Source organism: Streptomyces sp. NPDC088147 (assembly GCF_044741565.1).
Taxonomy (GTDB): Bacteria; Actinomycetota; Actinomycetes; order Streptomycetales; family Streptomycetaceae; genus Streptomyces.
The window spans coordinates 157881-178702 of sequence record NZ_JBIUSY010000009.1 but is presented as its reverse complement, the minus strand read 5'-3'; the positions used below and the strand labels follow the sequence as shown (position 1 = coordinate 178702).

General features: G+C 70.4%; 20 protein-coding genes, 5 tRNA genes and 1 pseudogene. 21 read left to right on the top strand and 5 right to left on the bottom strand.

All coding sequences use genetic code 11. From position 1 onward, the window contains the following. The first annotated feature begins 76 nt into the window (after positions 1-76). From ACIOGX_RS29705 to ACIOGX_RS29670, 8 genes are all read left to right on the top strand, one after another. Positions 77-862 (top strand): fumarylacetoacetate hydrolase family protein, encoded by a 786-nt coding sequence (locus ACIOGX_RS29705; RefSeq protein WP_356511337.1) that lies wholly within the window; start codon positions 77-79, stop codon positions 860-862. Then, positions 855-2327 (top strand): glutamate--tRNA ligase, encoded by a 1473-nt coding sequence (gene gltX, locus ACIOGX_RS29700; protein ID WP_401917711.1) that lies wholly within the window; start codon positions 855-857, stop codon positions 2325-2327. Before ACIOGX_RS29705 ends, gltX begins: the two co-directional genes overlap by 8 nt. 78 nt (positions 2328-2405) lie before the next feature. Further along, positions 2406-3125, top strand: a complete 720-nt coding sequence (locus ACIOGX_RS29695) for an HAD family hydrolase (RefSeq protein WP_356511341.1) — start codon at positions 2406-2408, stop codon at positions 3123-3125. Positions 3126-3212: 87 nt separating this feature from the next. Next, positions 3213-3284 (top strand) — tRNA-Gln (locus tag ACIOGX_RS29690). Between the two features lie 18 nt (positions 3285-3302). Further along, a tRNA-Glu gene (locus ACIOGX_RS29685) sits at positions 3303-3375 on the top strand. Between the two features lie 61 nt (positions 3376-3436). Then, positions 3437-3509: transfer RNA gene (locus ACIOGX_RS29680), tRNA-Glu, on the top strand. Between the two features lie 17 nt (positions 3510-3526). Next, positions 3527-3598: transfer RNA gene (locus tag ACIOGX_RS29675), tRNA-Gln, on the top strand. 16 nt (positions 3599-3614) lie between these two features. Then, a tRNA-Glu gene (locus ACIOGX_RS29670) sits at positions 3615-3687 on the top strand. 275 nt (positions 3688-3962) lie between these two features. Here ACIOGX_RS29670 and ndgR read toward each other — a convergent pair. Then, positions 3963-4679 (bottom strand): IclR family transcriptional regulator NdgR, encoded by a 717-nt coding sequence (gene ndgR / locus ACIOGX_RS29665; protein ID WP_030351789.1) that lies wholly within the window; start codon positions 4677-4679, stop codon positions 3963-3965. Positions 4680-4860: 181 nt separating this feature from the next. On the opposite strand from ndgR, the gene leuC reads away from it, so the two are divergent. The 4 genes from leuC (at position 4861) to ACIOGX_RS29645 (ending at position 8031) form a co-directional block, all read left to right on the top strand. Next, entirely contained in the window at positions 4861-6300 is a 1440-nt protein-coding gene (leuC, locus tag ACIOGX_RS29660; RefSeq protein ID WP_356511343.1) for a 3-isopropylmalate dehydratase large subunit, read from the top strand. Between the two features lie 2 nt (positions 6301-6302). After that, positions 6303-6911: a 3-isopropylmalate dehydratase small subunit gene (leuD, locus tag ACIOGX_RS29655; RefSeq protein WP_356511345.1), complete on the top strand. Its 609-nt coding sequence runs from the start codon at positions 6303-6305 to the stop codon at positions 6909-6911. Between the two features lie 104 nt (positions 6912-7015). Then, positions 7016-7243 carry a hypothetical protein gene (locus tag ACIOGX_RS29650; RefSeq protein ID WP_351393619.1) on the top strand — a complete coding sequence of 76 codons (228 nt, stop codon included), beginning with the start codon at positions 7016-7018 and terminating at the stop codon, positions 7241-7243. A gap of 143 nt (positions 7244-7386) precedes the next feature. Continuing rightward, a complete protein-coding gene (locus ACIOGX_RS29645) occupies positions 7387-8031 on the top strand; it encodes an HU family DNA-binding protein (protein WP_356511348.1) in 645 nt (214 codons plus the stop codon). Between the two features lie 396 nt (positions 8032-8427). Here the strand turns inward: ACIOGX_RS29645 and cofC are convergent. Beyond that, positions 8428-9078: pseudogene (cofC, locus tag ACIOGX_RS29640) on the bottom strand (2-phospho-L-lactate guanylyltransferase); the annotation flags it as partial. Between the two features lie 172 nt (positions 9079-9250). Here cofC and ACIOGX_RS29635 point away from each other — a divergent pair. The 3 genes from ACIOGX_RS29635 (at position 9251) to ACIOGX_RS29625 (ending at position 12246) form a co-directional block, all read left to right on the top strand. Further along, positions 9251-10000: a lysophospholipid acyltransferase family protein gene (locus ACIOGX_RS29635; protein ID WP_356511350.1), complete on the top strand. Its 750-nt coding sequence runs from the start codon at positions 9251-9253 to the stop codon at positions 9998-10000. Next, on the top strand, positions 9997-10998 hold the full coding sequence (locus ACIOGX_RS29630) for an NAD(P)H-dependent glycerol-3-phosphate dehydrogenase (protein WP_401917707.1): 1002 nt from the start codon (positions 9997-9999) through the stop codon (positions 10996-10998). The genes ACIOGX_RS29635 and ACIOGX_RS29630 overlap by 4 nt, the downstream gene beginning before the upstream one ends. A 75-nt stretch (positions 10999-11073) precedes the next feature. Then, positions 11074-12246 (top strand): D-alanine--D-alanine ligase family protein, encoded by a 1173-nt coding sequence (locus ACIOGX_RS29625; RefSeq protein ID WP_129772234.1) that lies wholly within the window; start codon positions 11074-11076, stop codon positions 12244-12246. A gap of 65 nt (positions 12247-12311) precedes the next feature. Here ACIOGX_RS29625 and ACIOGX_RS29620 read toward each other — a convergent pair whose 3' ends face one another. Both ACIOGX_RS29620 and ACIOGX_RS29615 read right to left on the bottom strand, forming a co-directional pair. Then, complete coding sequence (locus ACIOGX_RS29620) at positions 12312-12812, bottom strand: DUF3515 domain-containing protein (RefSeq protein ID WP_401761242.1); 501 nt, start codon at positions 12810-12812, stop codon at positions 12312-12314. Positions 12813-12832: 20 nt separating this feature from the next. Beyond that, positions 12833-13066, bottom strand: a complete 234-nt coding sequence (locus tag ACIOGX_RS29615) for an Lrp/AsnC family transcriptional regulator (protein ID WP_030351778.1) — start codon at positions 13064-13066, stop codon at positions 12833-12835. A gap of 205 nt (positions 13067-13271) precedes the next feature. Between ACIOGX_RS29615 and ACIOGX_RS29610 the strand changes: the two genes are divergently transcribed. Beyond that, positions 13272-14243, top strand: coding sequence for a thiamine-phosphate kinase (locus tag ACIOGX_RS29610; protein WP_129772233.1), 972 nt, complete (start codon positions 13272-13274; stop codon positions 14241-14243). A 10-nt stretch (positions 14244-14253) separates the two neighbouring features. Beyond that, positions 14254-15069: a bifunctional hydroxymethylpyrimidine kinase/phosphomethylpyrimidine kinase gene (gene thiD, locus ACIOGX_RS29605; protein WP_356511355.1), complete on the top strand. Its 816-nt coding sequence runs from the start codon at positions 14254-14256 to the stop codon at positions 15067-15069. 117 nt (positions 15070-15186) lie between these two features. Here the strand turns inward: thiD and rpmB are convergent, their stop codons facing one another. Further along, positions 15187-15372, bottom strand: a complete 186-nt coding sequence (gene rpmB, locus ACIOGX_RS29600; RefSeq protein WP_015036441.1) for a 50S ribosomal protein L28 — start codon at positions 15370-15372, stop codon at positions 15187-15189. A gap of 217 nt (positions 15373-15589) precedes the next feature. Here rpmB and ACIOGX_RS29595 point away from each other — a divergent pair, with 217 nt between their 5' ends. From ACIOGX_RS29595 to coaD, 4 genes are all read left to right on the top strand, one after another. After that, a complete protein-coding gene (locus tag ACIOGX_RS29595; protein WP_401917703.1) occupies positions 15590-17263 on the top strand; it encodes a DAK2 domain-containing protein in 1674 nt (557 codons plus the stop codon). A gap of 25 nt (positions 17264-17288) precedes the next feature. Next, positions 17289-19547: an ATP-dependent DNA helicase RecG gene (recG, locus tag ACIOGX_RS29590; protein WP_401917701.1), complete on the top strand. Its 2259-nt coding sequence runs from the start codon at positions 17289-17291 to the stop codon at positions 19545-19547. Positions 19548-19712: 165 nt separating this feature from the next. Then, positions 19713-20297: a 16S rRNA (guanine(966)-N(2))-methyltransferase RsmD gene (gene rsmD / locus ACIOGX_RS29585; RefSeq protein WP_383962590.1), complete on the top strand. Its 585-nt coding sequence runs from the start codon at positions 19713-19715 to the stop codon at positions 20295-20297. Positions 20298-20323: 26 nt separating this feature from the next. Then, positions 20324-20803, top strand: coding sequence for a pantetheine-phosphate adenylyltransferase (gene coaD / locus ACIOGX_RS29580; RefSeq protein WP_193564124.1), 480 nt, complete (start codon positions 20324-20326; stop codon positions 20801-20803). The last annotated feature ends 19 nt before the right edge of the window (positions 20804-20822 follow it).

The window sequence follows — 20822 nt, the reverse complement described above, 5'->3', positions numbered from 1 at the left end:
CCCGCCCCCTCCTCTCGTCTAGCCTGGAGTATCAGTCTCCAGACCAGCGAGCAAGAGTGAGGGGCGACAGCATCCCGTGCGCATCGCCAGATTCTCCATCGACGGCAATGTCGCCTTCGGCGCGGTCGAGGGCGACGGCAGCGGTGACCCCGCCGGCCTCGTCCTCGACATCATCAAGGGCATTCCGTACGCCGACTTCGAGCTCTCCGGTACCAAGGTCCCGCTGAGCAAGGTCCGGCTCCTGCCGCCCGTGATCGGCAACAAGATCCTGGGCATCGGCCGCAACTACGCCGACCACGCGGCGGAACTGGGCAACGCCGTACCGGAAGTCCCCGTCGTCTTCCTCAAGCCGACCACCGCGCTGATCGGCACCGGCGACGCCATCGAGTACCCCTCCTTCTCCACGGAGGTGCACTACGAGGCCGAACTCGCCGTCGTCATCGGCCGGATGTGCCGCGAGGTCCCGCGCGAGCGCGTGAAGGACGTCATCTTCGGCTACACCTGCGCCAACGACGTCACGGCCCGCGACGCCCAGCGCAGCGAGAACCAGTGGTCCCGCGCCAAGGGCTTCGACACCTCGTGCCCGCTCGGCCCCTGGGTGGAGACCGATCTCGACCCCTCCGACCTCACCCTCCAGTGCACGGTCAACGGCGAGCAGCGGCAACTGGGCCGGACGAGCGAGATGATCCGCTCCATCGAGGACGTGATCGTCCACATCACCGAGGCCATGACACTGCTCCCGGGCGACGTCATCCTCACGGGCACCCCCGCCGGGGTCGGCCCCCTCAGCGTCGGCGACGAGGTCGCCGTCACCATCGAAGGCATCGGCACTCTCACCAACAAGGTGATCAAGCGTGGCTAACGGACCCGTCCGTGTACGTTTCTGTCCCTCGCCGACCGGCAACCCCCATGTGGGACTGGTCCGCACCGCCCTGTTCAACTGGGCGTTCGCCCGTCACAGCGGCGGCACCATGGTCTTCCGTATCGAGGACACCGACGCGGCGCGCGACTCCGAGGAGTCGTACGAGCAGCTGCTCGACTCGATGCGCTGGCTGGGGCTCGACTGGGACGAGGGCCCCGAGATCGGCGGTCCGCACGCGCCGTACCGCCAGTCGCAGCGGATGGACCTCTACCGCGACGCCGCCGGGAAGCTGCTCGCCGCGGGCCACGCGTACCACTGCTACTGCACCACCGAGGAGCTGGACGCGCGCCGCGAGGCGGCCCGCGCGGCCGGCCGGCCCTCCGGGTACGACGGCCACTGCCGCGATCTGACCGACGAGCGCAAGGCGGCGTACGAAGCGGAGGGCCGCACCTCGATCGTCCGCTTCCGGATGCCCGACGAGCCGATCACCTTCACGGACCTGGTCCGCGGTGAGCTGACCTTCACCCCGGAGAACGTCCCGGACTACGGGATCGTGCGCGCCAACGGCGCCCCGCTCTACACGCTCGTCAACCCGGTCGACGACGCGCTGATGGAGATCACCCACGTCCTGCGCGGCGAGGACCTGCTCTCCTCCACCCCGCGCCAGGTCGCGCTCTACAAGGCGCTGATCGAGCTGGGCATCGCCAAGGAGATCCCGGCGTTCGGACACCTCCCGTACGTCATGGGCGAGGGCAACAAGAAGCTCTCCAAGCGCGACCCGCAGGCGTCCCTCAACCTCTACCGCGAGCGCGGCTTCCTGCCCGAGGGGCTGCTCAACTACCTCTCGCTGCTGGGCTGGTCGCTCGCCGCGGACCGCGACATCTTCTCGATGGAGGAGATGGTCGCCGCGTTCGACATCGCGGACGTCAACGCCAATCCGGCCCGCTTCGACCTGAAGAAGGCCGAGGCGATCAACGCCGACCACATCCGGCTGCTGGACGTGAAGACGTTCATCGAGGCGTGCGGCCCCTGGCTGAAGGCCCCGCACGCGCCCTGGGCGCCGGAGTCCTTCGACACCACGGCCTTCGAAGCGCTGGCCCCGCTGGCCCAGACCCGGGTCACGGTCCTCTCGGACATCACCGCCAATGTCGACTTCCTCTTCCTCGACGCGCCGGTGGAGGACGAGGCGTCCTGGGCGAAGGCGATGAAGCCGGGCGCGGACGCGCTGCTGGCCACGGCCCGTACGAAGATCGCCGAGGCCGAGTGGAACGCCGAAGCGCTCAAGAACGCGGTACTCGCGGCGGGCGAGGAGCACGGCCTCAAACTGGGCAAGGCGCAGGCCCCGGTCCGCGTCGCGGTCACGGGCCGCACGGTGGGCCTGCCGCTCTTCGAGTCCCTGGAGATCCTGGGCCGCGAGCGCACGCTGTCCCGGATCGACGCGGCACTGGCGAAGCTGACGTCCTGAGGCGGGGGCCGGGACCGGGAGCCGGGGATCGCCCCGTATCCCCGGCCCGGCCGGCCGCCGCGGAGTACCGTCGGTGCCATGCCGATCCGTGCCGTCCTCTGGGACATCGACGACACCCTCTTCGACTACACCAGCGCGGACCGCGCCGGCATGCACGATCATCTCGCCGCCGAGGGCCTGGCCGACCGATTTCCCACGGTCGACCAGGCCCTCGGGCGCTGGCGGGAGATCACCGATCTGAACTGGGGCCGGTTCGCCGCGGGGGAGACGGACTTCCAGGGCCAGCGGCGCGACCGCGTACGGATGTTCCTCGGGGCCGAGCTGAGCGACGCGGAGGCGGACGCCTGGTTCCAGCGGTACATCGTTCACTTCGAGTCCGCCTGGTCGCTGTTTCCCGACAGCCTCGCCGTGCTGGACGTGCTGGCCGCCGACTACCGGCAGGCCGTCCTGTCGAACTCCAGCCTCCGCAACCAGGACCGCAAGCTGCGCGTCCTCGGGGTACGTGATCACTTCGAGGCCGTGGTCTGCGCGGTCGAGCTGGGAGTCGCCAAGCCCGACGCCGCCGCCTTCCACGCCGCCTGCGACGCGATGGCGCTGGACCCCCGGGAGGTGGCGTACGTGGGCAACGAGCCGGACATCGACGCCGGCGGGGCGGTGGCCGCGGGGCTCGCCGGCGTCTGGCTGGACCGGCACGGGACGGGCGGGCGCCCCGAGCTGGTGCGGATCACCGATCTCGGCCAGCTTCCCGGCCTGCTGCGCGGCGATACCCGTTTTGGAGCGCTGTCCGCGATCGGGTAATGTTCTTCCTGCGCCGCCCAAGAAGACCGAAAGGTCCGGCCGGGAGGCGCAAGCCAGACAAACCCCCGTCCGGGGGTTCAGTTTTGGTGGGCTATGGTGTAATTGGCAGCACGACGGTTTCTGGTTCCGTTAGTCTAGGTTCGAGTCCTGGTAGCCCAGCGCAGATGTTTCTGCAACGCCCCCGTTGTGTAGCGGCCTAGCACGCTGCCCTCTCACGGCAGTAGCGCCGGTTCGAATCCGGTCGGGGGTACAGATCCTTCTCTCCGACGACTTCGGGTCGCACCCGGACACGTCGATGCAGGATCGCTAGGGCCCCCGTTGTGTAGCGGCCTAGCACGCCGCCCTCTCAAGGCGGTAGCGCCGGTTCGAATCCGGTCGGGGGTACTGGTCTAAACCACCTATGGGCTATGGTGTAATTGGCAACACGACGGTTTCTGGTTCCGTTGTTCTAGGTTCGAGTCCTGGTAGCCCAGCTGGACTTCGGTCCATGCCCCCGTTGTGTAGCGGCCTAGCACGCTGCCCTCTCACGGCAGTAGCGCCGGTTCGAATCCGGTCGGGGGTACATCGAGCAGTACGAGAAGGCCCTTCCGTTCGCGGGAGGGCCTTTGTGCTGTCCATGGTTATCGCCGCCGCGCCGTCAACCGCCGCCGCTCGACCTCCTGTTGGACTCCACCGCGCCATCTCCACGGGATGCGCGGGAGTCCGGCCTCGGCCCGGCCGCTGCGGCGCTGGAGCGGCCTGCCGGTGGAGGAACGTACGGAACGGGAAGTGCGGCGGGAGCGTACGGAGAACGGGAGCGTACGGAAGAGAAGGGCCCCGGTGGTGAGGGGCGCCGGATCAGCCGCTGCGGCGCAGGGCCTCGCTCAGCCGGCCCGCCGCGTCGATCACGGCCTGGGCGTGCATCCGGCCCGGGTGCCGGGTGAGCCGCTCGATCGGTCCGGATACCGAGACCGCCGCGACCACGCGGTTGGACGGCCCCCGTACCGGCGCGGAGACCGAGGCCACGCCCGGCTCGCGCTCGCCGATCGACTGGGCCCAGCCCCTGCGCCGCACGCCCGAGAGCGCCGTCGCCGTGAACCTGGCTCCCTGGAGACCGCGGTGCAGCCGCTCGGGCTCCTCCCAGGCCATCAGGATCTGGGCCGAGGAGCCCGCCTTCATCGTGAGCGTGGAGCCGACCGGGACCGTGTCCCGCAGTCCGGAGAGCCGCTCGGCCGCCGCCACGCATATCCGCATGTCGCCCTGGCGTCGGTAGAGCTGCGCGCTCTCGCCCGTCATGTCCCGCAGATGTGTGAGTACGGGTCCGGCCGTGGCCAGCAGGCGGTCCTCACCGGCCGCGGCGGCCAGCTCGGCCAGCCGCGGGCCGAGAATGAACCGGCCCTGCATATCCCTCGCCACCAGCCGGTGATGTTCCAGTGCCACGGCCAGTCTGTGTGCCGTGGGCCGTGCGAGCCCGGTCGCCGCGACCAGTCCGGCGAGGGTGGCCGGACCGGACTCCAGGGCGCTCAATACCAGAGCAGCCTTGTCGAGAACGCCGACGCCGCTAGAGTTGTCCATGAAACGATACTCGCGTCTCACTCTGTGAAACGCAAGTTCAATTTCCCAAGGAACTTGCGAACCTGTATGGACGGGCCCGCGGACCGACGGGTCTCCAGTCGACGTCCGGTGCGTGGGGAACGGACGTGGGCCCACATATCTCTAGGAGTGCCGGCTGTGAGAGCCGGTCGGAGGGAAAGCGATGGGTAGGACACTCGCGGAGAAGGTCTGGGACGATCATGTCGTCCGGCGCGCAGAGGGCGAGCCCGACCTCCTCTTCATCGATCTGCACCTGCTGCACGAGGTGACCAGCCCCCAGGCATTCGACGGCCTCCGGATGAGCGACCGCAAGGTCCGGCGGCTCGACCTCACCATCGCGACCGAGGACCACAACACCCCCACCCTCGACATCGACAAGCCCATCGCCGACCCCGTCTCCCGTGTCCAGTTGGAGACGCTGCGCAAGAACTGCGCCGACTTCGGTGTACGGCTGCACCCGCTGGGCGATGTCGAGCAGGGCGTGGTCCATGTCGTGGGCCCGCAGCTGGGGCTGACCCAGCCCGGCACCACCGTGGTCTGCGGCGACAGCCACACCTCCACGCACGGAGCCTTCGGCGCGCTGGCGTTCGGCATCGGCACCAGCCAGGTCGAGCACGTCCTGGCCACCCAGACGCTGCCGCTGGCCCGCCCCAAGACCATGGCGATCACGGTCGAGGGCGAACTGCCCGCCGATGTCACCGCCAAGGACCTGATCCTCGCGATCATCGCCAGGATCGGCACCGGCGGCGGCCAGGGCTACATCCTCGAATACCGCGGCTCCGCCATCGAGAAGCTCTCGATGGAAGCGCGGATGACCATCTGCAACATGTCCATCGAGGCCGGGGCCAGGGCGGGCATGATCGCCCCCGACGCGACCACCTTCGCCTATCTCGAAGGCCGTGACCACGCCCCCGAGGGCGCGGACTGGGACGCGGCGGTCGCCTACTGGCGGACCCTGCGCACCGACGACGACGCGGTCTTCGACGCCGAGGTCTTCATCGACGCCTCGGAACTGGCCCCGTTCGTCACCTGGGGCACCAACCCCGGCCAGGGGGCGCCGCTCTCCTCGCACGTCCCCGACCCGGCTTCGTACGAGGACGCCTCGGAGCGCCACGCCGCTGAAAAGGCCCTGGAATACATGGGGTTGACCGCCGGGCAGGCGCTGCGCGACATCCGGGTCGACACCGTCTTCGTAGGCTCCTGCACCAACGGCCGTATCGAGGACCTGCGCTCGGCGGCCTCGCTGCTCGACGGCCGCAAAGTCGCCGACGGCGTACGGATGCTGGTGGTCCCCGGTTCGGTACGGGTCGCCCTCCAGGCCGTCGCGGAGGGCCTGGACAAGGTCTTCACCGCCGCGGGAGCGGAGTGGCGGCACGCGGGCTGCTCGATGTGTCTGGGCATGAACCCCGACCAACTCGCGCCCGGCGAGCGCTCCGCGTCCACCTCCAACCGCAACTTCGAGGGCCGGCAGGGCAAGGGCGGCCGTACCCACCTGGTCTCCCCCCAGGTCGCCGCCGCCACCGCCGTGCTCGGCCACCTGGCCTCGCCCGCCGATCTGTCCGACACCGATGCCGGCGCCCGTACGCCCGCTGGAGCGCGATAACCATGGAAGCCTTCACCACCCACACCGGCCGGGCCGTACCGCTGCGCCGCAGCAACGTGGACACCGACCAGATCATCCCGGCCCACTGGCTCAAGAAGGTCACCCGCGACGGCTTCGAGGACGGGCTCTTCGAGGCCTGGCGCAAGGACCCCGAGTTCGTTCTCAACCGTCCCGAGTACGCCGGGGCCACGGTGCTGGTCGCGGGACCGGACTTCGGCACGGGGTCGTCGCGTGAACACGCCGTCTGGGCCTTGCAGAACTTCGGTTTCAAGGCCGTCATCTCCTCCCGGTTCGCCGATATCTTCCGCGGCAACTCGCTCAAGAACGGTCTGCTGACCGTGGTTCTGGAGCAGCCGGTCGTGGACGCCCTCTGGAAGATCACGGAGAGCGACCCCACGGCCGAGATCGCCGTCGACCTGGAGCAGCGCCAGGTGCGGGCGACCTCCCCCGACGGAGCAACGTTGACGGCTGATTTCGAGCTTGACGAGAACGCCCGCTGGAGGTTGCTGAACGGGCTCGACGACATCAGCCTCACCCTTCAGAACGAAGCGGAGATCGCCGCGTACGAGGCCGCCAGGCCGTCCTTCAAACCGCGCACAATTACCGCCTGAGCAGCGCTTTTCCCCTACTGCACCCCCTGCCTCCCGGCAGGGGGTGCAGTTGCTTGTTGAGCCCCCGTCGGGCGACAACTCGCCCCAGATGGCACAATCGGTGCATGGAACGCGACAGCCAACTCAAGCTCTACGGGTTAGTCGCCGAACAACTCAAAGAAGCGCACGCGAGGGTGCGTGCTCTGCAAGTCCCGGATGGCGTACGGATGGCGCTCTCCCGGAAGCTGCTGGTCATCACGGCCGCGGCGAAACATGATCTCCCGGAAGCGGCACGGCGTCTGGACCGCTTGATGAAGGACCTGGACGAGGGTCGATTTCCGGAAGGCGACTGACCTCCGCGGATCTCCGCCAGGTCGACTTCGTTGCGGCACTAGGGTGATTAGCCCGTTTCGTGTTTGATTTGCGGTATATATCTGCCTAACGTGCGAAAAAGCTTGAACACTTTCGTTCTGGCAATGTCTCCGAAGGGGAAGACGTGAACAAGGCGCAGCTCGTAGAAGCGATTGCGGACAAGGTCGGCGGCCGTCAGCAGGCCGCGGACGCGGTCGACGCGGTACTCGACGCGATCGTCCGCGCGGTGGTCGCCGGTGACCGGGTCTCGGTCACCGGATTCGGCTCGTTCGAGAAGGTCGACCGCCCGGCCCGTTACGCCCGTAACCCGCAGACCGGTGAGCGCGTCCGGGTCAAGAAGACCTCCGTGCCGCGTTTCCGCGCGGGGCAGGGCTTCAAGGACCTGGTCAGCGGCTCGAAGAAGCTCCCGAAGAACGATGTGGCCGTCAAGAAGGCCCCCAAGGGCAGCCTCTCGGGCGGCGTTTCCGCCCGGACGACCGTGAAGGCCGCGGCCAAGAAGGCCACCGCCAAGACCGCGGCGGCCCGCAAGACCGCGGCGAAGAAGGCCACCGCCACCAAGAAGACGGCGGCCAAGAAGACCTCCACCGCCAAGAAGGCCACCGCGAAGAAGGCCGCACCGGCGAAGAAGACCGCCAAGACGGCCGCGGCCAAGAAGGCCACGGCGAAGAAGACCGCGCCGGCCAAGAAGGCGACGGCCAAGAAGGCCCCCGCGCGAAAGGCCACCGCGCGCACCACCACCGCGAAGAAGACCGCCGCCAGGAAGAAGTAGGCAGAAGCGGCACAGGGCCACACGCGCCGGGCCGGGCTCCCCTCGGGGAGCCCGGCCCGCGGCGTTGTACCGGCGGCCGGAAGGCCCGCGCGCGACGCGTCAGAGCGTCTGGAGCGTCACCAGCGTGATCCGGAGGGACGCGCCCTCGCCCTCGGTCTCGATCCGCACGCGCTGTCCCGGCCGGAGCAGCCGCAGCCCGCCGGCGTCGAAGGCGGTCGCGTCGAACTCCACCGGGGTGCCGTCGTCCAGCAGCACACTCCCGGCGCGGGTCTCGGAATCGTATGTGTACGAGGTCGCCTGCATCACCGCAGCGTAGCGGTCCTCCGCCGGCCCGCGGAGGCCGCCGGTGCCCGCTGTACGGCCCGCCGGCCACGCCGCGGGCAGCGGCCCGTGCGTCGCGTACCTGCGGGCCGTGTACGGGCCCAGGCCCAGCGCCGCCGCCGCCCGCAGATCATCGCCCGTGTCCACGTCCCGCCGTACGGAATCGACCCCGGTCAGGACTATTTCCACCGCGCCCGAGGACAAATGCCGATGCCGGGAGGGGCCGCCGAAAGCCGGATTCAATTCGGTACCGGGAGCGGCCGTCAGCAATGTCGTGCCGATTTCGGCGGCATCCGCGAGAAAGGCGCGCGGAAATGCGTCCGCGGCGGAGAGCACCCGGGCCAGTTCGGCGGGCCGCAGGGCCGGCAGATCCGCGTTGAGCGCGGCCACGGCCGCCCGCGGCCGTACCGCCCTGACGGCCCGCGCGCCGTGCGCCAGCGCCGCGTTGAGACCGTCCGCAGGGGAGTCGGGCACGATACGGGCTCCCAGTCCGGCCAGTTCCGCGCCCGCCGTCGGGTCGTCCGTGACGACCACCACATCCCGGACGGCGGGGCTGGCCAGCGCGGCTGCCACGGTGTCCTGCGCGAACGCGAGGGCGAGCCGCGGGCGCAGGGCGTCGCCCGCCGTCCCGGCGAGCCTGCTCTTCGCCAGCCGGAGCGGTTTGAGGGGGACGACCAGAGACCAGCGGGCGGTCGGGTCGGTGTTCGTGGCGGACTCTCCGTCCATGCTGTGGCGGCCCAGGTGTATCCGCCCTCTATTGTGGCCCGGCACCGTCCCGGCCCACAGAGGTGGTCCCGGAGGCGAGGCGTACGGTGTTCTCGACAGAGCAGGGGCCCGGGGCCACACTTGACCCCCGGCAGCCGGGCATGAGCCGGGCGAGAAAGAGGAAGGTGTCCGAGTGTCCCGCCGCAGAATCGGCTTCTGGTACCGCCTGGCGGCGGCCATCGCGAAACCGCCGCTGATCGTGCTGCTCAAGCGGGACTGGAAGGGTGCGGAGCACATTCCTGCCGACGGTGGATTCATCACCGCGGTGAACCACAATTCGCATGTCGACCCGTTCGCGTACGCGCACTTCCAGTACAACACCGGCCGTGTTCCGCGCTTCCTCGCCAAGCACAGCCTATTCACCAAGGGATTCATCGGGTCCGTGATGCGCGGCACCGGCCAGATTCCCGTCTACCGCGAGACCAGCGACGCGCTGAGCGCCTTCCGCGCCGCCATCGACGCCGTCGAGCGCGGCGAGTGCGTGGCCTTCTACCCCGAGGGCACCCTCACCCGCGACCCCGGCCTGTGGCCCATGACCGCCAAGACCGGCGTCGCCCGGGTCGCTCTCCAGACCAAGTGCCCGGTCATCCCCATCGCGCAGTGGGGCGCCAACCTGCTGCTGCCGCCGTACGCGAAGAAGCCGCACCTCTTCCCGCGCAAGACGCACCATGTGCTGGTCGGACCGCCCGTGGACCTGGCGCGCTACTACGGCAGGGACATCACCCCCGAATTGCTGCGCGAGGTCACCGAGGTCATCATGGCCGCGATCACGGAACTGCTCTCCGAGCTGCGCGGAGAGCCGGTGCCCACGGCCGCCGCGTACGACCATCGCAAGGCCAGGGCGGAACAGCGGCGCAAGGCCGCGGAAGAGGGGTCGAAGTGACGCGGGTCGCCGTCTTCGGAGCGGGTTCGTGGGGTACGGCGTTCGCCATGGTCCTCGCCGACGCGGGGTGCGACGTGACGGTCTGGGGCCGTCGCCAGGAGGTCGCCGAGGCGATCAACACCTCGCGCACCAACCCGGACTATCTGCCCGGCTTCGAACTGCCCGCCGGCGTACGGGCCACCACGGACCCCGCGGAGGCCGCCCGCGGCGCCGAGTTCACGGTGCTCACCGTGCCCTCGCAGACGCTGCGCGGCAATCTCGCCGAGTGGGCGCCCGTACTGCCCGCGGACACCGTGCTCGTCTCGCTGATGAAGGGTGTCGAACTCGGCACGGCGAAGCGGATGAGCGAGGTGATCGAGGAGGTCGCCAAGGCACCGGCCGAGCGGGTCGCCGTCATCACCGGCCCCAACCTCGCCAAGGAGATCGCCGGACGGATGCCGGCCGCCGCCGTCGTCGCGTGCCGGGACGAGGCCGTCGCGCGACGGCTTCAGTCCGCCTGCCACACCCCGTACTTCCGCCCGTACACCAATACCGACGTCGTCGGCTGCGAACTCGGCGGCGCGGTCAAGAACGTCATCGGTCTCGCCGTCGGCATCGCCGACGGCATGGGCCTCGGTGACAACACCAAGGCGTCCCTGATGACCCGCGGTCTCGCGGAGACCACCCGGCTCGGCCTCGCCATGGGCGCCGACCCGCACACCTTCTCCGGCCTCGCCGGCATGGGCGATCTGATCGCCACCTGCTCCTCGCCGCTCTCCCGCAACCACACCTTCGGCACCAACCTCGGCCGCGGAATGACCCTCCAGGAGACCATCGCGGTCACCAAACAGACCGCCGAGGGCGTCAAATCCTGTGAGTCCGTGCTGGATCTCGCCCGCCGCCACGGCGTCGACATGCCGCTCACGGAGACCGTCGTGGACATCGTGCACAGCGGCAAGCCGCCGCTCGTCGCGCTCAAGGAACTGATGTCGCGCAGCGCCAAGTCCGAGCGCGGCTGACTTCGCGCGACCGGCGCCGACCCGGCCGCGACCAACGCTGACTCGGGCGCTACCACCAGGTACTCTCATCGCGATATGAGCAGCGAGAACTCCCCCCAGAGCCCTGAGCAGCAGCTCCGCAAGCCGCGCGTGGCCGTCGTCTTCGGCGGCCGGAGCTCCGAGCACGCCATTTCCGTGGTCACGGCCGGGGCCGTGCTGCGGTCCATCGACCGGACGAAGTACGACGTCCTGCCCATCGGCATCACCACCGACGGCCGCTGGGCGCTCACCGCCGACGATCCGGAGCGGATGGCCATCGCCGACCGTGTGCTGCCGAGCGTCGACCGGATCGCCGAGTCCACCGACGGCGGCGTCGTCCTCTCCGTCGACCCGGGCAATCGCGAGGTCGTCTACAGCGAGCCGGGTTCCGTGCCCAAGGCGCTGGGCGAGGTCGATGTCGTCTTCCCCGTACTGCACGGCCCGTACGGAGAGGACGGCACCCTCCAGGGCCTGCTGGAACTCTCCGGTGTCCCGTACGTCGGCGCCGGCGTCCTCGCCTCCGCCGTCGGGCAGGACAAGGAGTACATGAAGCGGGTGTTCACCTCGTTCGGGCTGCCCGTCGGCCCGTATCTGGTGATCCGCCCCCGCGAATGGGAGCAGGGCCCCGAAGGAGCCAAGGGCGCCGCCGCCCGCGCGAAGATCACCGGCTTCGCCGCCGAGCACGGCTGGCCGCTCTTCGTGAAGCCCGCCCGCGCCGGATCCTCCATGGGGATCACCAAGGTCGAGGACGCCTCGGGGCTCGACGAGGCGATCATCGAGGCCCAGCGCCACGACCCCAAGATCCTGGTGGAGTCGCTGCTGCGGGGCCGCGAGATCGAGTGCGGGGTGCTGGAGTTCGAGGACGGCCCCCGGGCCAGCGTGCCCGCCGAGATCCCGCCGGTCACGGCGCACGACTTCTACGACTTCGAGGCCAAGTACATCGACTCGGCCACCGGCCTGGTGCCCGCGCCCCTCACCGAGGAGCAGACGGCCGAGGTACAGCGGCTCGCCGTCGAGGCGTTCGAGGCCGCCTCCTGCGAGGGCCTCGTCCGCGCGGACTTCTTCCTCACCGAGGACGGCGAGTTCGTCATCAACGAGATCAATACGCTGCCGGGCTTCACCCCGATCTCGATGTTCCCGCGGATGTGGCAGGAGAGCGGGGTCGGTTACCCGGAGCTGATCGACCGGCTGATCCAGGCGGCGCTGCGCCGGCCCACCGGCCTGCGCTGACCCCCGTATCCGGCCCTCGTCGGAGGCCCCGCAGGACGCGTCCGGTCACGCTCGGTCGCGCCCGGTCACAGACTGGACGGGATCGTCCTGCTGACCGGCGCGGCCAGCTCGGCGAGCGGGGTGGAGTCATGCGTGAACCGCTCGTCCATGGTGACCTCGACATACGTCTTGCGGTACGTGGTGGTGAAGCGGGGCCCCGAGTCCCGTTCCTCCAGCATCCAGTTGACGCCGTTCGCCTCCACCGCGTCCGACTGGGCATCGCTCATCCCCTCGGGCCGGGGGACACCGCAGCGCAGTACGATCGCGGCGTCCCCCCACCCGGCGGTCAGTTCGGAAGAGGGCTCGGGATCAGCCCGGCCCAGGTCGGAGACGGTCTTCGGCAGCTCCTTGTGGAGAGCCCGGCACAGCGCGGCCTCGTCCGCGGGCGGACGGGGAACCTCGACCGACACCTTCGCGTCGGTGGAGGAACAGCCCGCCACCGCCGCCAGCAGAACGACGGCGGACAGGCGGACGAGCGGACGGCCGGATAGCCTGCGGCGGGACGGCGGGCGACAGGAAATGGTCACCGGCCAAGGGTAGACGGGGGCTACAAGTGCACGACCGGGCAGGTCAGGGTGCGGGTGATGCCTTCCACTTGCTGGATTTTCGCGACCACCATGCGGCCCAGCTCATCGACGGTGTCCGCCTGAGCGCGCACGATCACGTCATAGGGACCGGTGACGTCCTCGGCCTGGATAACTCCCGGAATCTTGGCGATGGTCTCGGCGACGGTCGTCGCCTTGCCCACCTCGGTCTGGATAAGGATGTACGCCTGTACCACGGAACCTCCAGGGCGGCCACGAGGATCATGTGGGGGAAAGAGACGCCACGGTATCGCGTCGCCGAGTGCGGCGGGGAGACCCGGGTCCCGGGTGGCGCCCGCAGGGTGGCGTACGGAAGACGAAGTTGACGCGACTCATGACGGTACCGACAGCAGTGAAGGACCGCGACCGCGCGTGCGGCCCGGTGATGAGAGGGGAGACTCGGTGAAGGGAACCGTGGGCGAGTTGGGGGAGTTCGGTCTCATCAGAGAACTCACCTCCCGGCTCACCACCACCCCGGCGGTCCGGCTCGGGCCGGGCGACGACGCCGCGGTCGTGGCCGCGCCCGACCGCAGGGTCGTGGCGAGTACGGACCTGTTGCTGGAGGGGCGGCACTTCCGCCGTGACTGGTCGACGGCGTACGACGTCGGCCGGAAGGCGGCCGCGCAGAACCTCGCCGATATCGCGGCGATGGGCGCGGTTCCCACCGCGCTGCTCCTCGGCCTGGTCGTCCCGGCCGAACTCCCGGTCACCTGGCCCACCGAGCTGATGGACGGCATCCGCGACGAGTGCCAGGTCGCGGGCGCCGCCGTGGTCGGCGGTGATGTCGTACGCGGCGACACGATCACGATCGCCATCACGGCGCTCGGTGATCTCCGTAATCACGAGCCGGTCACCCGGTCCGGTGCCCGGCCGGGCGATGTCATCGCCTACACCGGCTGGTTGGGCTGGTCGGCGGCCGGGCACGCGGTGCTCTCGCGCGGCTTCCGCTCGCCCCGTGCCTTCGTGGAGGCGCACCGCAGGCCGGAGCCGCCGTACCACGCGGGCCCCGCGGCGGCCGGGCTCGGCGCCACCGCCATGACCGACGTCAGTGACGGACTCGTCGCGGACATCGGCCATATCGCCGAGGCCAGCAAGGTCCGTATCGATCTGCGCTCCGGTCTGATCGACATCCCCTCGCAGATGAACGACATCGGCCAGGCGGTCGGGATCGACCCGCTCCAGTGGGTGCTGACGGGCGGCGAGGACCACGCGATCGTCGCCACGTTCCCGCCGGACGTGAAGCTGCCGGCCCGCTGGAAGGTGATCGGGGAGGTGCTCAACCCGTCCGCACTGCCCCAGGTGACGGTCGACGGGGCGCCCTGGACCAGCAAGGGCGGCTGGGACCACTTCGGAGACATCGAGGACGCCCAGTAGATTCGGCACCATGCCGACAGCCGAGAGTGTGACGCCACCGTCCGTACCACCGCGCGTGCTCACCGTCGCCGGATCGGACTCCGGCGGCGGTGCGGGCATCCAGGCGGATCTGAAGACCATGCTGGCGTTCGGTGTGCACGGTATGAGCGTGCTCACGGCGGTGACGGCACAGAACTCCCTGGGCGTGCACGGCGCCTGGGAGCTGCCGGTGGAGGCCGTACGGGCCCAGTACCGCGCGGTCGTCGACGACATCGGCGTGCAGGCCGTGAAGACCGGCATGCTCTCCTCCGCCGAACTGGTCGCGGCCGTCGCGGAACTGCTCACCGGGACCGACGCCCCCGTGGTCGTCGACCCCGTCGGCGTCTCCAAGCACGGTGATCCGCTGCTGGCCGCCTCGGCGCTGGACGGCGTACGGACGAGGCTGCTGCCGGTCGCGACCGTCGCCACCCCGAATCTCGACGAGGTGGCGCAGCTCACCGGCGTACGGGTGGAGGACGAGACGGGGCTGCGGCGCGCGGCCCGCGCGGTCCTCGAATTCGGGCCCCGCTGGGCGCTGATCAAGGGCGGGCATCTGCCGGGGGACGCGGTGGATCTGCTGACCGACGGCAGCGAGGAACACTGGCTGCGGGCACCGCGCCACGACAACCGGCATACGCACGGGACGGGCTGCACCTACGCGTCGGCGATCGCCTCGGGCCTGGCCCGGGGGCAGGGCGTCGTGGCGGCCGTCAGGGCGGCCAAGGAGTATGTGACGGGCGCGATCGCGCACGGCTTTCCGCTGGGCGCGGGGATCGGCCCGGTGGATCACCTGTGGCGTCTTCGCTGACGGTGCCGCGGTGCGGCGCCGTCGCGGGACGGCACGCCCGAGCACGGCAAAAAGCCGGCCCACCGAGGTGGACCGGCTTTTCAAGGCAACCGCAGGGGCTGCGCTACGACGCAGGCGTCAGCGCGAGACCTTGCCGGCCTTGATGCACGATGTGCAGACGTTGAGCCGCTTCGGCGTCCGACCGACCACGGCACGCACGCGCTGGATGTTCGGGTTCCAGCGACGGGGCGTACGGCGGTGCGAGTGCGAAATGTTGTTGCCGAAGCCCGGCCCCTTGCCGCAGACGTCGCAGTTGGCAGCCACGGGTCACTCCAAAGACTTCAGATGCTCGTACAGAGAAATCCGGCGTGCCGGGAATCAGTGACTGATGTGGCGTTGCCGGGGGATTGACCCGACTTTCATCGGGCAACCGCAGCAGCATACAACGCCTGCCTCGGTACAAGAAAACTACCATGACGCGCAGCGGCTCCGTTCCCCCAGGTTGGCCCGCTGTTCGCCTCGCGTCCGCGGGCTACCCTGCGTGCAGCCCGCATCCAGGCCGCTCAAGGAGGACCCTCAGGTGCCGCAGACCCTCGACGCAGCAGCGGTACGGAGCTGGTGCTCGCTGGCGCTGGAGGCCCTCGGCCGGGAGCGCGAGGAGATCGACGCGATCAATGTCTATCCGGTCGCGGACGGTGACACGGGCACCAATCTCTATCTGACCGTGGAATCCGCGGCGCAGGCGGTCGAGGCCGTCTTCGCGGCCCACGAGACCGGCGCTTCCGTGCCCGCGCCCGCCGATGCCGTACGGGCCATGGCGCACGGCGCGCTGATCGGTGCCCGGGGGAATTCCGGGACGATCCTGGCGCAGCTGCTGCGCGGGATGGCGGAGGTACTGGCGGACGCGGACCCGGCGGATCCCGGGGAGACCGGCGGGGAGCGGCTCGCGCCGGCGCTGCGCCGGGCCGCGGGGCTGGCCCGCGAGGCCGTCGCCCACCCCGTCGAGGGCACGATCCTCAGCGTGGCCTCCGCCGCCGCGGACGCGGCGGAACGGAGCGGGCCGGCGGACGCGGGAGTGACCGTACGCGCGGCGTACGCGGGAGCGCGCGCCGCGCTCGCCGCCACCCCCGACCAGCTGCCCGTGCTCGGACGCGCCGGGGTCGTCGACGCCGGCGGGCGCGGGCTGCTCGCCGTCCTGGGCGCTCTGGTGCGCTCCCTCACGGGCGAGACCCCGGCCGCCTTTCCGATGGGCCGGCGCCGGTACGAGGACCCGGCCGAGGTCGAGCCGGCGATCGAGTACTGCGCCCCCGAGGGCGGCCCCGCCTTCGAGGTGATCTATCTGCTGGAGGCGGACGACCGCGCCGTGGCCCGGCTCCGCACCAGGCTCGACGGGCTGGGGGACTCCCTGGTCGTCGTCGGCGGCGACGGGCTGTGGAACGTACACATCCACGCCGACGACGCGGGCGCCGCCGTGGAGGCCGGGGTCGAGGCGGGACGCCCGTACCGCATCCGCATCACCCACTTCGGCGCCGCCGAGGAGGCGCCCGAGCGGGTCCAGCGGGCCGTCGTCGCGGTGGTCCCCGGTGAGGGGCTCGCGGGGGTGTGCGCCGAGGCCGGCGCGACGACCGTCCTCGCGCGCCCCGGGGAGCCGCCCGCCAGCGGCGAGCTGGTCGAGGCGATCCGGCGGGCCCACGCGCGCGAGGTGGTGCTCCTGCCGAACGACGCCGCGCTGCGGCACACCGCCGCCGCGGCCGCGGAACAGGCCCGTACCGAGGGCGTACGGGTCGCCCTCATCCCGACCCGGGCCGCCGTCCAGGGCATCGCCGCGCTCGCCGTGCACCAGCCCGAGCGCCGTTTCGACGAGGACGTGGTCGCCATGACCACCGCGGCCGGCGCCACCCGCTACGCCGAACTGGCCGTCGCCGAACGGCAGTCCTGGACCATGGCGGGAATCTGCCAGGCCGGGGACGTCCTCGGCCTGATCGACGGCGACGTGGCGGTGATCGGCGCCGATCTCGCCGCCACCGCCGAGGCGGTGCTCTCCCGGATGCTCGCGGCCGGCGGTGAACTGGTGACGCTGGTGCTCGGCGACGAGGCGCCGGACGCGCTGGCCGACCGCCTGGAGCGCTACGTACGGGACGGCCATCTGGCCGTCGACACCGTGGTGTACCGGGGCGGCAGGCAGTCCGTTCCGCTGCTCATCGGCGTGGAGTAGCAGCCTGTCAGTGGCGTGGTGTGCAATGGATCGCGTGCCCGCGCTGGATGAATCCCTCAAGAAGACGCTCGGCCCCGCCACCGCGAAGGTGATGGCCGAACACCTCGGCCTGCACACGGTCGGCGATCTGCTGCACCACTACCCGAGGCGGTACGAGGAGCGCGGCCAGCTCACCAAACTGGCCGATCTGCCGCTGGACGAGGACGTCACGGTGGTCGCGCAGGTCGCCGACTCCCGGATCCTGACGTTCAACCACGGCCGGGGCCAGCGGCTGGAGATCACCCTCACCGACGGCAGCGGCCGGCTCCAACTGGTCTTCTTCGGCAGGGGAATCCACAAGCCGCACAAGGAGCTGCCACCGGGCAGCCGCGGGATGTTCGCGGGCAAGGTCTCCGTCTTCAACCGCAAGCTCCAGCTCGCGCACCCCACCTATGTGCCGCTCGGCAGGGCCACCGGCGACGACGAGTCCACGGAGGACACCGCGGAGGCCGTGGACGCCTTCGCGGGCAAGCTGATCCCGATCTATCCGGCCTGCAAGGGGCTGGAGTCCTGGAAGATCACCAAAGCGGTCGACGCGGTGCTGCCCAGAGCCGCGGAGGCCGTCGATCCGCTGCCGCCCGCGCTGCGCGAGGGCCGGGGGTTCTCCTCGCTGCCCGAGGCCCTGCTCAAGGTCCACCGGCCCGAGAGCCGGGCGGACATCGAGTCCGCCAGACAGCGGCTGAAGTGGGACGAGGCGTTCGTCCTCCAGGTGGCGCTGGCGCGGCGGCGGTACGCGGACACGCAGCTGCCCGCCGTGGCGCGCAGACCCGTACGGGACGGACTGCTGGACGCCTTCGACGCCGACCTGCCCTTCACGCTCACCGAAGGCCAGCGGAAGGTCACCGGCGAGATCTTCGCGGACCTCGCCACCGAACACCCGATGCACCGGCTGCTCCAGGGCGAGGTCGGCTCGGGCAAGACGCTGGTCGCGCTCCGGGCGATGCTCGCGGTCGTCGACGCGGGCGGGCAGGCCGCCATGCTGGCGCCCACGGAGGTGCTCGCGCAGCAGCACCACCGTTCGATCACGGACATGATGGGCGAGCTGGCGCACGGAGGGATGCTCGGCGGCGCCGAGCACGGCACGAAGGTCGTGCTGCTCACCGGCTCCATGGGCATGGCCGCGCGGCGTCAGGCGCTGCTCGATCTGGTCACCGGCGAGGCCGGGATCGTGATCGGCACGCACGCGCTGATCGAGGACAAGGTGCGGTTCCACGACCTCGGACTGGTCGTGGTGGACGAACAGCACCGCTTCGGCGTGGAGCAGCGGGACGCGCTCCGCTCCAAGGGCAAGCAGCCCCCGCATCTGCTGGTCATGACGGCCACCCCCATTCCCCGTACGGTCGCGATGACCGTCTTCGGCGATCTGGAGACCTCCGTCCTGGACCAGCTCCCGGCGGGGCGCTCGCCGATCGCCAGCCATGTGGTCCCGGCCCAGGACAAGCCGCACTTCCTCGCACGCGCCTGGGAACGGGTGCGGGAGGAGGTCGGCAAGGGGCATCAGGCGTATGTCGTCTGCCCCCGGATCGGTGACGACGAGGAGGACGACAAGGCGGGCCTGAAGTCCAAGGCGTCCAAGCCGTCCAAGCCGTCCAAGGCGTCCAAGCCGTCCGAGGAGGACGAGGCGGAGAAGCGGCCCCCGCTCGCGGTCGTGGAGGTCGCCGGGCAGCTCACCGAGGGACCGCTCCAGGGGCTGCGCGTCGAGATCCTGCACGGCCGGATGCAGCCCGACGACAAGGACGCCGTGATGCGCCGCTTCGCCGCGGGCGAGGTGGACGTGCTCGTCGCGACCACGGTCATCGAGGTCGGGGTGAACGTCCCGAACGCCACCGCCATGGTGATCATGGACGCGGACCGGTTCGGCGTCTCCCAACTGCACCAGCTGCGCGGACGCGTCGGCCGCGGCTCGGCCCCCGGCCTCTGCCTGCTGGTCACGGACATGCCCGAGGCCAGTCCTGCCAGGGCCCGGCTCGGCGCCGTCGCCGCCACGCTCGACGGCTTCGAGCTGTCCCGTATCGACCTCGAACAGCGCCGTGAGGGCGACGTCCTCGGCCAGGCCCAGTCCGGGGTGCGCTCCTCGCTGCGGATGCTCGCGGTCATCGAGGACGAGGAGATCATCGCCGCCGCCCGCGAGGAGGCCGCCGCGGTGGTCGCCGAGGACCCCGAGCTGACCGGGTCGCCGGAGCTGCGCACGGCGCTGGACGCCCTGCTGGACACCGAACGCGAGCAGTACCTCGACAAGGGCTGACCCGGGTACGGGCACCGGGCCGGGCCCGCCCGGGGCATACGCCATATCGTGGGGTCAGAACCACTCCCCGGGCCCCGCGCGGACCCGTGGCACGCCCCATCGAGCAGCAGACCCGTACACGACCCGTCGAGTACACGACCCCATCGAACCGAGGACCCGACTCCCATGACCCGCGTGATCGCCGGTGCCGCCGGCGGACGCCGTCTCGCCGTACCGCCCGGCACCGGCACCCGCCCCACCTCCGACCGGGCGCGTGAGGGCCTCTTCTCCAGCTGGGAGTCGCTCCTCGGCACCCTCGACGGCATCCGGATCGCCGATCTCTACGCGGGATCCGGCGCCGTGGGCCTGGAGGCGCTCTCCCGCGGCGCCGCGCACGCGCTGCTCGTCGAGGCCGACAGCCGCGCCGCCCGTACGGTCCGCGCGAACGTCACGACGCTCGGACTGCCCGGCGCGGAGGTCCGTACCGGCAAGGCCGAGCAGATCATCACGGGACCGGTCCCGGACACCCCCTACGACGTGGTCTTCCTCGACCCGCCGTACGCCGTCACCGACGACGATCTTCGGGAGATACTCCTCACACTCCGCACAAGGGGGTGGCTCAGCGGCGATGCCGTCGCCACCGTGGAACGCAGCACCAGGGGCGGGGAATTCGACTGGCCGGAGGGTTTCGAGCCTCTGCGGTCCCGTCGCTACGGCGAAGGGACGCTTTGGTACGGTCGCGCCGCCTCTACGAGTGAAGACGCACCATGACCGGACCGGAGAGCGAGGGAATCAAGTTGCGCCGCGCCGTCTGTCCGGGGTCCTTCGACCCCATCACCAATGGACATCTCGACATCATCGCCCGTGCCTCCAAGCTGTACGACGTCGTCCATGTCGCAGTGATGATCAACCAGTCCAAGAAGGGGCTGTTCACGATCGAGGAACGGATCGGTCTGATCCGCGAGGTCACCGCCGAGTTCGGCAACGTGGAGGTCGAGGCGTTCCACGGACTGCTCGTCGACTTCTGCAAGCAGCGCGACATCCCGGCCATCGTCAAGGGCCTGCGTGCCGTCAGCGACTTCGACTACGAGCTGCAAATGGCCCAGATGAACAACGGGCTCTCCGGAGTGGAGACCCTGTTCGTCCCCACCAACCCCACCTACAGCTTCCTCTCCTCCTCCCTGGTCAAAGAGGTCGCGACCTGGGGCGGGGACGTCTCCCACCTGCTCCCCGCGGCCGTCCACTCGGCCCTGTTGGCGCGCCTCGGCGAGCGCTGAGGAACTGACGGCCCGTCAT